Below are 15,681 nucleotides of genomic sequence, written 5' to 3' on the forward strand. Positions count from 1 at the left end.
ATCCCATCCTTGCTCAAAACAATAGGGCTTTATAATGAAAATCAATAGGTAATCGGATATTTTATCCTATTTTAAACCTATGAATTAAACACCCACCGAATGTTGAAAAAATCCATACTTCTTCTTTTAGGTTTAAGCTGCAGTCTCCTCAGTTTTGCGCAAACAGATCTTGCTCGCTGGGAATTGCGTTCCCAAAACACCGAAATCATCCGTGATCAATGGGGAATTCCCCATGTCTATGGAAAAACCGATGCCGATGCAGTCTTCGGCTTGCTTTACGCCCAATGCGAGGATGATTTCAACAGGGTTGAGGTAAACTTCATCGTCTCACAGGGAAGGATGGCGGAGGTCGAAGGAAGCAATCAACTTTACGCTGACCTCAGAATGAAGCTTTATATAGATGAGGAAGTCGTTAAAAAAGAATATGAAAACAGTCCAGAATGGTTACAAGAGCTTATGGATGCTTGGGCCGATGGAATCAATTATTACCTATACACCCACCCTGAGACAAAACCAAAACTCATCACGAAGTTTGAACCTTGGATGGCGCTTACTTTCAGTGAAGGAAGTATCGGTGGAGACATCGAGACGATCTCCCAAACCGATCTCAAAAAATTTTACGACAAAGATTTCGGCAACAATTTGACTTTGACTGAAAGGAATTTTGATGAAGAGCCAAAGGGTTCAAATGGTTTTGCCATCTCTCCATCGAAAACCAAAAATGGGAATGCGCTGCTCTTGATCAATCCACATACCTCGTTTTATTTTCGTCCGGAAGTCCACATGGTAAGTGAAACAGGATTAAATGCCTACGGAGCAGTGACATGGGGACAGTTCTTTGTTTACCAAGGATTCAACGAATTCAATGGATGGATGCATACTTCGAGTAAGGCGGATGCCATTGACCATTTCGCATTAACAGTAGAAGAGAAAGAAGGAAAATACCAGTATCGATTTGGTGAGGAATGGAGGCCCTTGGAGGAGAAAACAATCAAATTAAAGTACAAGGAAAATGACCAAATCCTAGAAAGGGAAATTACGGCCTTCTATAGCCATCATGGGCCTGTAATCCGGGAAGAAAGCGGAAAATGGATAGCCATTTCACTGATGGTAGAACGGGAAAAAGCACTCACCCAATCTTTCAAGAGAACCAAGACAAGAAACCACCACGAATACAAATCCGTGATGAACCTCAAAACCAATTCCTCAAACAACACCGTTTACGCGGATCGGGATGGAAACATCGTTTACTATCATGGAAATTTTGTTCCTATCAGGAATCCGGAATTCGATTGGAAAGGAGTAGTGGATGGCAGTAACCCAGAAACAGATTGGAAAGGTCTGCATCGACTCGAAGAGATGATTTACCTTCACAATCCAACCAATGGGTGGATCCAAAATTGCAACTCGAGCCCTTTTACCGCAGCAGGTCCTTACAGTCCAAAACCTTCCGATTACCCTTCCTACGTAGCTTGGGATCAGGAAAATGCCCGAGGGCTCAATGCCGTAAGGGTTTTGACTGGTAAAAAGGATTTCACGCTTGAATCTTTGATCGAAACAGCCTATGATCCTTATTTGATGGCTTTTGAACCTTTGATTCCTTCGTTGTTTCAAGCTTATGAAAACCTTTCCAACAAAAATCCCAACAAAGCCAAACTACGGAATCCCATCCAAGTCTTAAGAGATTGGGACAAAGAAACCCATGCTGAATCTGTTGGAACCTCCATTGCCATCTTTTGGGCAACCCAGCTCTTGGCTGATACCAGAACCTTGGAAAGACCCGAAAACGTTTATGTTTTTGATTTCTTGGCCGAGCATGCTTCCGATGAAATGAAGATCTCGGCACTGGAAAAAGCCCTCGAAAGATTAGAAAATGATTTTGGCACATGGAAGACCCCTTGGGGAGAAATAAACCGATTTCAACGAATCACAGGAAACATCGCACCAGAATTTGACGATTCCAAAGCCAGCTTACCCGTGGGATTCACCTCCTCCCAATGGGGTTCTTTGGCAGCCTTTGGCAGCAGGCCCTACACCAATACCAAGAAATGGTATGGGAACGTAGGCAACAGCTTTGTCGCCGTGGTAGAATTTGGAAAAACTTTAAAGGCGAAAAGCATTTTGGCCGGGGGTCAAAGTGGTGATCCATCCTCCCCTCATTTTGATGATCAGGCAGAAATGTACTCAAAAGGTGTTTTCAAGGATGTAAATTTCTACAGAAATGATGTGGAGAAGCATACAGCTTTCCAATACAAACCCGGAGAAAAACAAACCCTCCAGCAGAACTAATCTTTAAATATGGGCTTTGTTTTCCTGAATTTTCGATTTTTGCCCGTATAAAACAATCCCTAGTTAAAATCCTATCTGTCCAATTGGTTAAAATTTTGTTTCTTTGCAGAAGCACTAAACACTAAAGCATGTCATCTTTTGAAGATATAAGACCTTTTTATGATACTGAAGTAAATGGAGCCATCCGCGAAATCATCGATCATCCTATGTTGAAGGCGATGATGAATTTCACTTTCCCTGGTGTTGCTGACGATTACTGGAAGGACTTGATGCTTCATTGCCACTCCATTAGGGATTTTCAGATCAACTTCATCTATCCTGGAATACAAAAGGTCCTGGAAAAAAGCTCTGAGGGTTTGACCACCTCTGGATTCGAAAAACTTGAAAAAAACTGTTCTTACCTTTTCATTTCCAATCATCGAGACATTATTTTAGACACCTCACTTTTGAACTCCTGTCTCTTTGAACATGGGTTGACGATGACTACGTCTGCTATTGGTGACAATTTGGTAAAGAAGCCTTTCTTGAGAACCCTTTCTCGGATCACCAGAAATTTTATGATCAAACGCGGACTGCAATCCCGCGAATTGCTAGGGAGTTCCAAAAACGTTGCCGCCTATATCCGACATTCCTTGATCAGAGAAAACCGATCGGTTTGGATTGCACAGCGGGAAGGAAGGACCAAGGATGGAAACGATGTCACACACAGGGGCGTACTGAAAATGTTGTCGATGGCCACAGAAAATGATGAAACAGCCATTGAGTACTTCAAAAAACTAAATGTCGTTCCGGTTTCCATTTCCTATGAATATGACCCGACTGATGTGCTTAAAATGCCCGAATTGCTAGCGAAAGCAAATTCAGAAATATATGTAAAAGGTGAAAATGAGGATTTCTTGACACTCCTCAATGGCATCATCGGTCAGAAAAAAAGAATCCATATTCACATTGGGGAGATTCTGACTCCGGATATTGAGTTGATTTCCAAAACAGAACCCGTCCCAAGCAAGCAACTTCAGCTATTGGCAGACCTACTCGACAGACACATCCTCGCCGGGTACAAATTATGGCCAACCAATTACATTGCCCACGACCTTTTGTATGAAGATGCTGAGTATGCTGACAAATATACTGCTGATGAAAAAACCCTGTTTGAAAAAAGATTTAGAAAAGGAGTTGATCTCAACAATCCAACGGCAGTAAAAAGCTTTCTGGCCATGTATGCCAATCCTGTAAACAATCAAAAAAGAGTTTTGGAGGAGTTGAAAAACTGACTCCTCCAAAACCAACACTTATCAAAGCGGTAACTCGACCGAAAACACCGCTCCATTATCTTTAGAGGAGGTGATATCAAAAGTGCCTTTCATGCTATTGATCAGATGTGTGACCAGATTCAATCCAAAGCCATATCCCATTTCACCATTGGTGCCATTGACAGAACTGGAAACACCATTGGTGATTTCCTCAATTTTTTCAGGAGTCAATCCAACTCCTGTATCCCGGACCTTGATTTTTAAGTTGATCCTGTTCTCTTCTTCCTCCAAGTCCAGATTAACGGTAACTCTTCCTTGCTCGGGAGTGAATTTCAATGCATTGGAAATCAAATTCCCGACAATTTGCATCAGCTTGTTCTTGGGGAAATTAACCTCTTGGGAAATGTTGCTGTTGATGACCAGCAATTCTATGTTCTTGAGCAAGGCTTGCGGAGCATACATGTCCACGATCTTTTGCTTGAGCGTGACCAGATTGAATTCCGTATGCGGATTGATCTTTTTCACCATTTCTTTTGGCAACCTATAATCTTCCGTCAAAATCTCGTCTGCAAGCTCCAAGATGGATTTCCCGCTTTTTTGAATCAAATGAATAAACTCCAACACTTCTTCAAGTTTGTTTTCGTCTCCTTGTTGTTGGATGATCTGAGCAAGACCAATGATTCCACCTATCGGCCCCCTGATATCATGCGCGACTTTTTTATTGGTTTTTTGGATTTCCCTTACTTCATTCTTCAGATCCTGAATCGCTTTGATCGCTTTTATCCTATTCACGATTTCAGAGGCAATGATTTGAAGCAGTTCAACTTTCTCGGGGCTGATTTCTTTGGGATACTTGTCTAGAACACACAAGGCCCCAAAATTAATACCTTCTCCTACTTTTAATGGAATCCCGAAATAATACTTCAATTCCGGTCCTTCCGTGACATATACTTTATCCTTGAAGCGATCATCCTGAGAAAGATCTTTGACCTCTAAGGGAATCTCATCCATGATGGTATATTGACACACAGACTGATCTCTGGACATTTGCTTCAAATCCAAATTATGGCTGGAAACACTCCATTGGGTAAAGGTATCAATGAGATTGACTAGGGAGATTTCCGTATTGGCTACCTTAGCTGCAAGTCTGGTCAAGTCCTTGAAATTGTCCTCCAAGTCCAAGTAATCCAAATCAAATTCACTAAGCCGAATAATCCTTTCTAGTTCATTTTTAGGAATGACTGAATTGCCTGACATGAAAATAAATATAATTTTTGGGTGAATTAATTATCAAATTAAAGCTAAATATTTCACTTATCAGAAAAAAAATATTCCTAATTAACCCAACTGGATTTAAATCGCATGTTTTTGATCATGAAACCCTAATTTGAGTATTCCTATTTAAATAAAGAAAAAAGGATTCAATGAGCGGCATATCACAACATTTTTCCATTCTTTCACTGAAATTATACCTACGGAAAATACGATTCAAAATCAATAAACAAGCCCCAAATGGCGAACGGCTATCTTCCTGAACACCAAAAAACAACTTGACACAAAACAATTACTCAGAACCATTTCCAATATCCTCAAGTAGGGATGGATTTATGAACTGTAACAATAAACCCAAACCTAAAACTGCTATTCCCAAAAACGCTCCCCAACTGGTGTACACAATACTGGAATAAAGTAAATAAAGACTTGTCATACAGAATCCAATGGGAAGCAAGGGGAAAAATGGTACTCGAAAAGGCCGAATGGCTTCAGGTTCTTTCCTCCTAAGGATAAACAAGGATAAGCCTACCAACAATAGGAAAAACCAAAATACCGGTGCAGTATATTCAACCATGGTCTCAAAACCACTGCGGGTGAAAAGACCCAAGCCAATCAGAATCAAGGAAATCAAACCCTGGAGCAAAAAGGCATTGACAGGTACGGAATTTTTAACTTTCCAATCCCCGATCAGTTCAAATCCAGCGAAATCCCTTCCCATTGCATAATTGGAACGTGCGCCCGTAAATATCGTGGCATTGGCAGAGGCCAATGCAGAAATTGCCACCAATGCGGAAATCATCAGGACTCCCCATTTCCCAAACGCCAACCTCATAAGATCTACCGCCACGGCCTCAGATCCGGACATACCAACCTGACCCAAGGCATTCAACAAAGCCAGGTTGACTAGAAGGTAAATAACCGTAATCAAAACAATACTCATCATCAAAGCCTTTACCACTGATCTTTGGCCGAAGCGCATTTCGGCAGAGATATAGGCAGCTTCATTCCATCCCCCAAAAGTAAGCAGGACAAACACCATAGCTAAGCCCATTGAATTGTCTGATGATGGGTGGGAATCGGGAAGTATGGAAAACTCAGCTTCTGGCACAAAGAAAAAGCCAACTACAATCACAAGTGCCAGTCCCAGTACCTCCACTACAGTGAGTAATTTTTGTGTCTCGGTCCCTTTTCTTATTCCGGCAATATTGATAACCGTAAGGAATAGCACTACGGATGCTGCATAGATGCCAGCGGAAAATTTACCTAAAGAATAGATCTGGCTTGCGTAATCTCCAAAGATAAAGGCGAGTAAGGCTATGGAACCAGTCTGTATGACTGTCATTCTCGCCCAGGCAAAAAGAAATGCGATCCGCTTCCCAAAAGCCAGCCTCAAAAAATAATAATCACCTCCTGTGTTGGGGAAAGTACTCACCAGTTCCGCATAACAGAGTGCCCCGATCAAGGAAACCAAGCCACCAATCACCCATACCAGAATTATTTCCACCCCAGATCCGACATTTGCCGCCACTAAGGAAGGCGTTCGGAATATACCCGCTCCAATGACAATCCCGACGATCAAGGCGACCGCATCGACCGTCCTCAAACGCTTTTTGGGACAAAACATTTCAGCCTCCTCAGGTTCATCTCCCATCCCGTCACTTTTCTTTTTTATGTGTTCTGCCATTATTAAAAAATATTTAAGTAACTCAAATGCAATAATTTACATGTAAAAAATTATCGAAGTAGGTAATCCAATTTAAGCCAAAAATGATTAATTTTAGGTATATTTTTTTTTCAATCATGAAATATCTACCAATATTCTTGATGTTTTTCATATTACAGACGGATCCCTATCAATCCAAGCGGGAACAAATGGTCAAAACCCAAATTGTCGCCAGAGGGATCTCCAATCGAGAGGTCATTGAAGCGATGCTCAAAGTGGAACGCCACAAGTTGGTTCCAGAGAACATGCGGGCAAATGCCTATAGCGATAGTCCATTGCCGATTGGTGGCGGACAGACGATTTCACAGCCTTACATAGTGGCCTACATGACCGATATACTTAGGCCAAAGCCAGGAATGACAGTCTTGGAGGTAGGAACGGGTTCCGGCTATCAGGCCGCTGTCTTGGCAGAAATCGTTAAGGAGGTCTATACCATTGAAATCGTAGCCCAATTGGGTTTGAGGGCCGAGAAAGCACTCAAAGCCATGGGATATGACAATATCCATGTAAAGATTGGAGATGGATATCAAGGTTGGCCGGAAAAGGGGCCCTTTGATGCGATCATTGTGACTGCAGCCGCGCAAAAAATTCCCCCTCCTCTTATCGCACAATTAAATGAAGGTGGCAGGATGATCATTCCCGTCGGGCCGAGCGGAGGGGCCCAACAATTGATGCTGGTGGAGAAATCGAAAGGCAAAACAAAAATCACCAAAATACTGCCTGTGAGGTTTGTGCCTTTTACCAGGGATTCTTTACAGCATGGGGAAAGTTCAACCCTAAATATGCATTAGGTGGTTTCCACATGGGATTGAAACTGCAAGAAAACCAGACTATTTGGAGAATAAGGTATAGTTCCGATGTGGTGAAGACAAAAACAGTAAACCACCTACTAATTATTGGGTAATTGAATCACTGAATGGAATTGGTAATGCATAACACGGGTTTATCGAAGAAAAAGAGGGGCTGTAGGGTGATTTTTTTGACATCAACAAATGGAAACTGATAATACACAGAATTGGACATGGATGATCGATGTGATTTTTGGAGCCATTTTCAGTCTCGGCTTCGTGAAGCTCGATGCTGCGTTCAGAAGAATTTCTCTAAAATCGACAAAGGAAGCGATTCAACACCTTTTTGTTGCAGCCGGATTCTTACTCTTCGTTTTCTACTATGTCAGTGCCTACCACATGATGATCCGGGTCTTTCCCTACACCTTCAGTCCCTACAGTGGCTTTCGCCTATTTGTAGACCTTATTCTTTTGTTCCACGCGATGGCTATCTTGACGCGCTCTATGGGATTGCATCCGGAAAAATCAACAATGGGAATCCTCATCGCCATGTCGGTCTGGCATTTTGGCGCCTCTATTTGGCAACTCATGGCAGCGGTGGAATATGGTGGCGGATTTCAGAATATCAATCCAGTGGTATTTATCCCCCATTATTATTTCATACTCATATATTGGGTGGTTTTCTGGACATGGAAATTTATTGCCAAGAAGAAGCGCTTATCTGCATTGGCTACTTCTCGAAGTTTGATCTTTCTTTTGTCCTTCTCCGCTTTTGCCGTCTCCATTTATCGATATGTGCAATTGTATCGGCTGTTTGGGGAGGGATTCTAGAATTGAAAGACTTAAAAAAGCATATCAAAGATGAGCCGCAATGCTTCATTTTTCCTTAGATATCCCCCTCACAATAAAAAAGGCAACCAATAAATTGGGCAACCAGCAAAGCCACGCAACAATCGGATAGGCGGTAATAAAGTCCCCAAACAGCATCGTCAATAGCGGGAGCCAAATTCTCAGCGTCACAGCGGAAAAACACAGGGCATAACTGTAGATCATCATTTTTTCGTGGTTGTCAATTTGTTTTTTCTTGATCGTAACATAGGCCATGAGTGTAAAGTAAAACCAAAGGATCCCCAATAAAATAAAACCAAGCATCGAGACAAGCCCCCCAGTCGCAAAATGGCCAATGTATATCCCAGCCAATGCACTCAACAAGGCCCCAAAAACATATACTTTACCGATCCGCTTGTGTAGTTTCAAGTGACGGTTCCTAAAACCTGCCCTGAATTGGGTCCAACCGATCAACAATGCAATCCCGCCGAAAATGATGTGGGTATAAAAGCCGACATTCCAAAAATCATAGGTCAGCAATGCATCAGATTTCGTATTCAACAACCCAAATTTTCTGTCCACCAGAAAATATATCGCGGGATACAACCCGATAAGGATGGCCATTACCGCCAATACTACCCAAAGTCCCTTCTTGATCATATTAATTTTTGGGTTTTTCCTTTAACCCGAAATGTGCATTCCGTTCCATAATGGTGGTTGAAACTGCAAGAAAACCAGACTATTTGGAGAATAACACATCTTGCTGACTTCTAAATTCAATATTGTAAACAAAGACTAAATATATTAAGCCATTTCAGGCTTGAATAGAATTGTCAATGCATCTCCCGGGTTAAATTTCTGAATCCTCTACATTTTTCGATGCTAGCCATTTCTAAACACAAGGCTTTCAGCATTTTGAAAAACACTTGAACAACCGAATATTAATCCTCTTTCATTAAGAACAACTCCTTCATCACCAAAATCTTCCTTGGGTCCTCCAGCAAGGACTGATCTGAAAACATCATGATCCCTGTTGCCGGTGACCTTGACCCTAGCTCCATGACATCCCTGAATTCTTCAGGGCTGACAACTCCCGGATGGTTATGTGCCTGAACGATCGGCCAGATCAAGGGAGATCCAATTTTACCAGCCTCGGTAAATTTATCCAGCCAGCCGACATATTCCCCCACCCATTCTGTGGGTCGGTCAGACATTTTATGAAACAACATCGGAGAAAGTACATCGGCCCGCTCAGCCAAACCGGCAAGATCAATCCCCAGTGTTCGATACAAGGCTTGATCGTAGTCCTCAGGAAACCATGCGCAATGGAAAACACCCAATTTGGCTTCCGGTTGATATTCCTTGACGATGGAACCTAAATCCTCCACCCAACCATTTAAAATACTGTTTCTCCACGCCCTCCACTCATTGTCTGTATTGGTCAATATCCATGTGGCGCGGTCGGCTATTTTCCTGCCTGGAATATCGGTTCCGATGTGGTCCCCAAAAAGCCCTGTACAATGGTCGCAGAAACAGGTTTCCGGCAGTATGGGTGCTGCAGTTTCGAATTGTGCATGCAAATGAACATAGTCCAAAAAAACCCCATCTACTTGATATTCCTGGAGAATGCTTTTGAGTTCCGTGGATCGGAATTCTTTGAATGCCACATTGGTGGGACAAATGCCAAGAAACCAATCCGCTGCCGGAGCCTTCTCTCCCTTTTCATTGATCGGCCAAGCCTCGGGATGTTCCTTTAAATAGTCTTGTCCATTGAGTGTGGCAAATTCCACATACACCTTGACATTCTGGGTTTTGGCGCTGGCATAAAAATCGGGATTGAGTGAACCACTCCTTACAAATACGGCATTGATCCCAAGCGAGTCAAAACGATAACCCGCTTCCAGAAGTGTCCCCGGATTCCCATAAACTCCTTTGGTAAAATTGGTAATATCCTCTTTGACTTCCATCGATCTTTTGCAGGAATAAAAAAGCAATGGGGACAATAACAAAAACCATATAGCCTTGGCGAGGAAGGAACTTAAAGAAAAATACCTGAGGGAAAACTTCATTTGCTATCAAATTTGGTTAGGCCTTAATTTAGCAATTCCCTTTTAAAAACTCCTGAAAATTGGAATTTTCAATTCCCAAAAAGATATTGGGAAAGGCAAAAAAAATGGGGCGAAAATTTTCGCCCCATGGAAATTATTTTACGTCCTTCAACAATTCTTCGACGGCTTTTTCCAGTTGCTCGTCAATGCCTTTGTCGATCTTGCCCGGCATGTTCTTGACTTGAAATTGGGGTTTGGTTTCGTTGTTTTCCATCCAATTTCCAGCTTTGTCCTTTGCCGATATGGGTACTACGCCCCATCTCCCTCCATCGGGTAGCATTTCCCAACCCGCAAAAGAACAGGTCCCTGGAGTCGGCATTCCTACGGTCTTACCGATTTTCAGATCGGTGTAGCCGCAGGCAAAGCAATGTCCATCGGAATAGTTGCCCTCATTGAACATCGCCAAGGTAGGCTTGGTCCAGCGAAAAGTAGGCTCATAGCCAACTTCTCTGTCTTCCGTGGCGTAGGTGATGAATTTTTCACCGGTAAAGAACATGGCCAAATCTGCGACAAGGTCCCCTCCTCCATTGAATCTGGTATCGACAATCACGCCATCCCGGTCATGGTATTTGCCCATCATTTCTTCATAAGTGGTTCGGTAAGGTCCATCGGACATACCTGGAATATGTACATACCCCAATTTCCCTCCACTCATACTGTCCACCTCGGCTTGGTTCTTTTTCACCCAGCGTTTGTACAACAATTGGTTTTCTGCACCCAAAGTAATGGGCTTAACTGTCACTTGCTGACGGGTTTTGGTTTTGGGATCAAATACTTCCAGCAGCGTGAACTTATCCGCTTTCCGGTTAAAGTACTGCGCAATGTCTCTATTGACGGCAATGACTTCCCCATCGATTTTCTCGATGATCATCCCCGCTTGGATCTTGATATCGGCCTTATCCAAAGGTCCACCTTTCAGGATTTCGGAAATTTTGATTCCGGCCTCTTTATGGTTGTAATCCATGAAAATCCCCAAGGATGATGTGGCATCTGCCTGAGCTACATTTCGGCTGTATCTTGCTCCCGCATGGGAAACATTCAGTTCCCCGATCATTTCGGATGCCATTTCCGCAAAATCATAGCCATTGCCCAAATGGGGCAAATATTTGGCATATTGTGTGGTCAGGGCATCCCAATCGACGCCATGAAAATCCGGGGTGTAGAAAACTCCCTTTGTTCTGATTTTGATGTGTTCAAACATCTGGGCACGTTCGGCCTCAGTGTCCAATGTCATTTCACCCGCAATCTTGATCTGCTCTTTTTTACTCCCCTTGTCGGTTATTTTGGAAATGCTTCCATCTGACAAAAGAAAGAGGTTTTTCATTTCCTTGTCCCACTCCAATCTTCCAAAACCGGCATCCAATTTCAATTCCATCTTGGTTTCCTTCGTCCGAAGATCCGTGCTCCATAGGTTCATGCCTTTCTCGAATCTGGCGAGGTAGTACAATTTTTCTCCCTCCTTGTCAATAACTGCATCTCCCAAAGATGAAGAATGAATAGTCAGTTTCGCTTTCCTTTCCCTGATGTCTTCCCAATCTATTTTGATATCCTCAACCTTTTCCTCTTTTTTATCCTCTTTCTTATCGTCCTTTTTTTCCTCATCCTTTTTTCCGAGCTTCTCCACTTCCTTCATCAAGTCAAAATCCTCTTTGCTCAATCGAAATTTATCGTAAGCCTCTTGGGTAAGAAACATGGTGTACACATCGTTTTGGGATCCTCCGCTGGTGGCAAAACTCTTCAATCCATCACGGTTACTGAACCAAATAAGCTGCTTTCCGCCGTTGATCCACTTCGGCCTGCTGTCTCCATATCCACTCAAGGTCAGGTTTTCCATCGGTTTTTTCCCCGAAGCATCCAACAAGACGACTTCTCCATTGGCCATGGTGGGATTGTATTCGGCCAATAACCATTTGCTGTCCGGGCTCCAGGCAAAATATTGATCTCCGTCACCCATGTGAAGGAGCTGCTCAGGATTCATCAAGGTGACCGTTGCCTTGGTGGCCAAATCCAATACTTTCAAGGTTCTTCTGCCTTCAATGTAAGCCAGTTTTTTCCCGTCCGGGGAAATGAGCGGCTGGTAATTGTCTGCATCGGAAGTTACGAGTACGGCTTCATTGACCAGCGTACTGGCAAAAAAGAAAGGTTCCTCTTTTTCCCTTCCCCTTTTGGTTTGATAAATCTGCCATTTCCCATCTCTTTCGCTGGCATAAACCAGGGATTTTCCATCCGGCGCAAATTGCACGAATCTTTCTTGCTGCGGAGTATTGGTGATTCTTTTGGTCAATGCGCCATCCACTGAAGTGACGAACACTTCCCCTCTCGCGATGAATGCAATTTCCTTACCGTCCGGTGAAATCGACATTTCCCTCACGCCTCCATTGATGCTGATATAGCTGTCGGTATTGCCGATCGATTGGGTTTTGATGGAAACCGACACTTTTTGCGGCTGTGCGCCATCCTTCAGTGTATAAATTTCTCCATCGTAGGAGAAACTCATCAAACCGTCCTTGGAAATGGTCAGAAACCTAACCGGGAAATCCTTGAGGTCGGTCAAGGCTGTTTTTTGAGTGGGATTGTCCAGACTCATTTTTTGGACATTAAAACTTCCCTTTTCTTCACTCAGATAGAAGATCTCTTTCTCTCCTGGACCAAAAACAGGGTTTCTGTCCTCTCCTGGGAAATCGGTGATCATTTTATGGCTATTGGTAGCGGCATCATACAGCCAGATATCTCTTGTAATCGCAGATTGGTGCTTTTTGCGCCATTCATTTTCACCACCTTTTTTGTCATGATAAATGGTTTTTTGACCATCTGCACTTATCTGAACATACTCGGAGGGAAGGGTCCAAACCTGGTCTACACGACCTCCAGTGACCGGCACCTTGTACAACTCCGGTTGGGATCCACTTGGATATTGGCGGTGCTCCGCCAAATCCTGCCTTACGCCACCGAACAACACAGATGCATCGTCAGCCGAAAAAGTGTAGGGCATTTCGTCATTGGAATGGTAAGTCAATCTGGAAGCCTGACCTCCTTCTGCACCCATGACAAAAACATCAAAATTCCCATAACGGTCAGAAGAAAAGGCGATCTTACTCCCATCTTTGCTCCATACAGGCATGAAATCATGCGCTTCATGAAAAGTCAACTGTGATGCTTTCCCGCCAGCTGTTGGGACAGTGTAAAGGTCACCTTTGTAAGTAAACACAATCTTGGAGCCATCGGGTGAAATCGCCGGATAGCGAAGCCATTGGGGAGCTTCCTGGGCGATGGCAAAACCCATCCAACCCGTCAGTAAAATAGTTAAACTCGATTTGATCAAACGCATAAATATTTGGGAATGGTTTTGGGTTTAAAAATAATGAAAAAACACTCGGGTATTCAAAGAAATTACGTGGTTGGAAAGAAAGTTGATTTGAATAGATCAAAATTTCATTTTCCTTACTATCGTCTGCTGTTCTGAACATGGCATGCTAATTCTCAATTAGTGGTTCAAAAACCGAAGCAAATGCCAATCTGGAATTAATACCAAGGATTTGAAGCGGATTTGGTGTTTTCTGACGGCATTGAGGATAAGCATATTGTATAATAAACAATTCGATATTGAATTTCCATTCAAAAAAAATTCTACACCCCAGATCACTTCAACACTGGAATTTGAAATCGCCAACTCGATGGTCGGTCAGCAAATCATTTGCATGAAATAAAGAAATCGAAAAGGGTAGTTTTAGGACAATACTGGAGAATTAGGGCTTAAAACTTCCAGCCGAGCCTAAACTCTATGTTTTCTGCCACATGGCCATGCGCTTTGAGGCCGATTCCCAATCCCAAATTTTCCCACACTTGATATTGCAGAATATATCTTTGGTAAAATAGATAGTCATTGTATCCATTGGGTTTGTGGGCATAAAGTGACATTCGCTGACTGAAATCTACCCTCCCAAAGAGAAAATGGTGGGAAATAAAGGGTGCCGGCATCAGGTCATTCGAAACCCCATCTTCTCCATCAAAGGAAAAATCCCGATTCAGTTCCAAGCCGAGTCCTAGCGCGTTGATTCCGGTAATGGATTTAAAGGCACCTCCGGTCAAGGCAAGGGAAGGTTTTCTTTTTTCGGCCCATTCCGAATTCTTGTTTGTGTAGGAAATTTCCCCAAAAAAAACCAATTCTCTTTCCAATGGTTTTTTGGAATGGTTTGGCAATTCGACGCTATTCAGGTAGTGGTAAATCCCAAAACCCAACATGGGATAGTTCATGCCTTTGTTGGGTTTTTTTTGCCCCCCATTGGAAATATGGTTGTAGTTCAAAGCCAATTGCAATGTCCATTCGGGCGTCAAGCTGTATTCCAAGTGAGGTGCAACAAACATCAAAAAACTGATTGGGGCACTGAAAAAAGTATTGGAAGGGTTTGTTTCCGAATCATAAAATCTGGTCAAATAACTGACCCCCATCCCACTTTCCAGACCCAAGACCCACTTCTTATGCCGCCAAAGTATCGGTTCAAATGATCCTGAAAGACTAAAAGCCGCCCCCAGAATATCCGGAGAGTCAAAATTGTGGTAGGAAAACCCGATCCCCAAATAATGGAAACAGTTGCAAGCTTCCCAGTTTTTCTGATCGGTTTTCAAGACCTGGTAACTGCCTTTTAGCCCATAGGGATTGGTCTGGGACACTGGTATCAAATCCGAGGAGTGGGCAATAACAAACCCCCGCGACCCTTCCAATCCAACTCTCCCGATATTTTGGGAAAAGACCTGAAAAGGAATCAAAAAAATCCAAATCCTCAAAAAATTGATGGTAGGTTTCCCCATATCTCTCCTGTTTTTGTATTCCAAAGTGAATTACCTTCATCTCAATTTATAAAAATTATGCCCACTATTCATGATTTCAAGACCGATTTTCAAAATTTTCGGGGATTCACTTTATTACCCCAGATGAGAAAACAGAACTGGTTTTGCAAGGAAAACGCCGCTATTTTATCTTCAGAAGCCAAAACCATTGCTGGCCACAAATACCCGTCAAACATTCTCTTCCGATCATTTGACGGGGTGATTTTTTCATTTGGGTAGAAATAATTTCCCAAATTCCCTTGCTTAAGAAATTCCTTGGGTTTTACTTTGTGACATCCTACCGCTTTTTTGGGTGTTGGGATTTATAAAGAAGAGGTAAGAGACAGGCTCTACGACCCTCTGGCAACCTGGAAAATCCAAGGTGCCAATTCCTGCCAAATGAGAATATCCTCGTTTGGAAATATAGATTCTTAACCAGATGATTTATATTGATTATTCCCGTACCCTTCCTCAAGATTCTTACTCAAAAACAATCACCAGAAGCACACTGATGCTCTGCTTGTGTTGTTTTATGTGAAAATAGTTTTTCACCCCTCCTATATTCCGGGAAATCAAATTTGTTTTCCGTA

General features: G+C 42.8%; 10 protein-coding genes and 1 riboswitch. Of the genes, 4 read left to right on the forward strand and 6 right to left on the reverse strand.

Annotated elements, in window-relative coordinates:
* The first annotated feature begins 99 nt into the window (after window positions 1-99).
* Both Q7J63_RS19540 and Q7J63_RS19545 read left to right on the forward strand, forming a co-directional pair.
* Window positions 100-2,289, forward strand: a complete 2,190-nt coding sequence (locus Q7J63_RS19540) for an acylase (RefSeq protein WP_304888656.1) — start codon at window positions 100-102, stop codon at window positions 2,287-2,289.
* Between the two features lie 128 nt (window positions 2,290-2,417).
* Window positions 2,418-3,563 carry a 1-acyl-sn-glycerol-3-phosphate acyltransferase gene (locus tag Q7J63_RS19545; protein ID WP_304888657.1) on the forward strand — a complete coding sequence of 382 codons (1,146 nt, stop codon included), beginning with the start codon at window positions 2,418-2,420 and terminating at the stop codon, window positions 3,561-3,563.
* Window positions 3,564-3,584: 21 nt separating this feature from the next.
* On the opposite strand, the gene Q7J63_RS19550 is transcribed toward Q7J63_RS19545, so the two are convergent.
* Window positions 3,585-4,799 carry a GAF domain-containing sensor histidine kinase gene (locus Q7J63_RS19550; protein WP_304888659.1) on the reverse strand — a complete coding sequence of 405 codons (1,215 nt, stop codon included), beginning with the start codon at window positions 4,797-4,799 and terminating at the stop codon, window positions 3,585-3,587.
* A gap of 307 nt (window positions 4,800-5,106) precedes the next feature.
* Entirely contained in the window at window positions 5,107-6,501 is a 1,395-nt protein-coding gene (locus tag Q7J63_RS19555) for an APC family permease (RefSeq protein ID WP_304888661.1), read from the reverse strand.
* 116 nt (window positions 6,502-6,617) lie between these two features.
* Here Q7J63_RS19555 and Q7J63_RS19560 point away from each other — a divergent pair, with 116 nt between their 5' ends.
* Complete coding sequence (locus Q7J63_RS19560) at window positions 6,618-7,331, forward strand: protein-L-isoaspartate(D-aspartate) O-methyltransferase (RefSeq protein WP_304888662.1); 714 nt, start codon at window positions 6,618-6,620, stop codon at window positions 7,329-7,331.
* Between the two features lie 201 nt (window positions 7,332-7,532).
* The gene (locus Q7J63_RS19565) at window positions 7,533-8,159 is read left to right on the forward strand and encodes a hypothetical protein (protein WP_019600516.1); all 627 of its coding nucleotides are present in this window, start codon (window positions 7,533-7,535) and stop codon (window positions 8,157-8,159) included.
* A gap of 45 nt (window positions 8,160-8,204) precedes the next feature.
* On the opposite strand, the gene Q7J63_RS19570 is transcribed toward Q7J63_RS19565, so the two are convergent.
* The 4 genes from Q7J63_RS19570 to Q7J63_RS19585 form a co-directional block, all read right to left on the reverse strand.
* Window positions 8,205-8,816, reverse strand: coding sequence for a DUF2306 domain-containing protein (locus Q7J63_RS19570; protein WP_304888663.1), 612 nt, complete (start codon window positions 8,814-8,816; stop codon window positions 8,205-8,207).
* A 281-nt stretch (window positions 8,817-9,097) separates the two neighbouring features.
* Window positions 9,098-10,225: a hypothetical protein gene (locus Q7J63_RS19575; RefSeq protein ID WP_304888665.1), complete on the reverse strand. Its 1,128-nt coding sequence runs from the start codon at window positions 10,223-10,225 to the stop codon at window positions 9,098-9,100.
* A gap of 133 nt (window positions 10,226-10,358) precedes the next feature.
* On the reverse strand, window positions 10,359-13,592 hold the full coding sequence (locus Q7J63_RS19580) for a S41 family peptidase (protein ID WP_026333525.1): 3,234 nt from the start codon (window positions 13,590-13,592) through the stop codon (window positions 10,359-10,361).
* A 425-nt stretch (window positions 13,593-14,017) separates the two neighbouring features.
* The gene (locus Q7J63_RS19585) at window positions 14,018-15,073 is read right to left on the reverse strand and encodes an acyloxyacyl hydrolase (RefSeq protein ID WP_304888666.1); all 1,056 of its coding nucleotides are present in this window, start codon (window positions 15,071-15,073) and stop codon (window positions 14,018-14,020) included.
* A 338-nt stretch (window positions 15,074-15,411) separates the two neighbouring features.
* Window positions 15,412-15,521, forward strand: a riboswitch (SAM riboswitch).
* Window positions 15,522-15,681: the final 160 nt, after the last annotated feature.

Origin of the sequence: Rhodonellum sp. (assembly GCF_030656585.1) — a bacterium.
In the GTDB taxonomy this organism is placed as follows: domain Bacteria; phylum Bacteroidota; class Bacteroidia; order Cytophagales; family Cyclobacteriaceae; genus Rhodonellum; species Rhodonellum psychrophilum.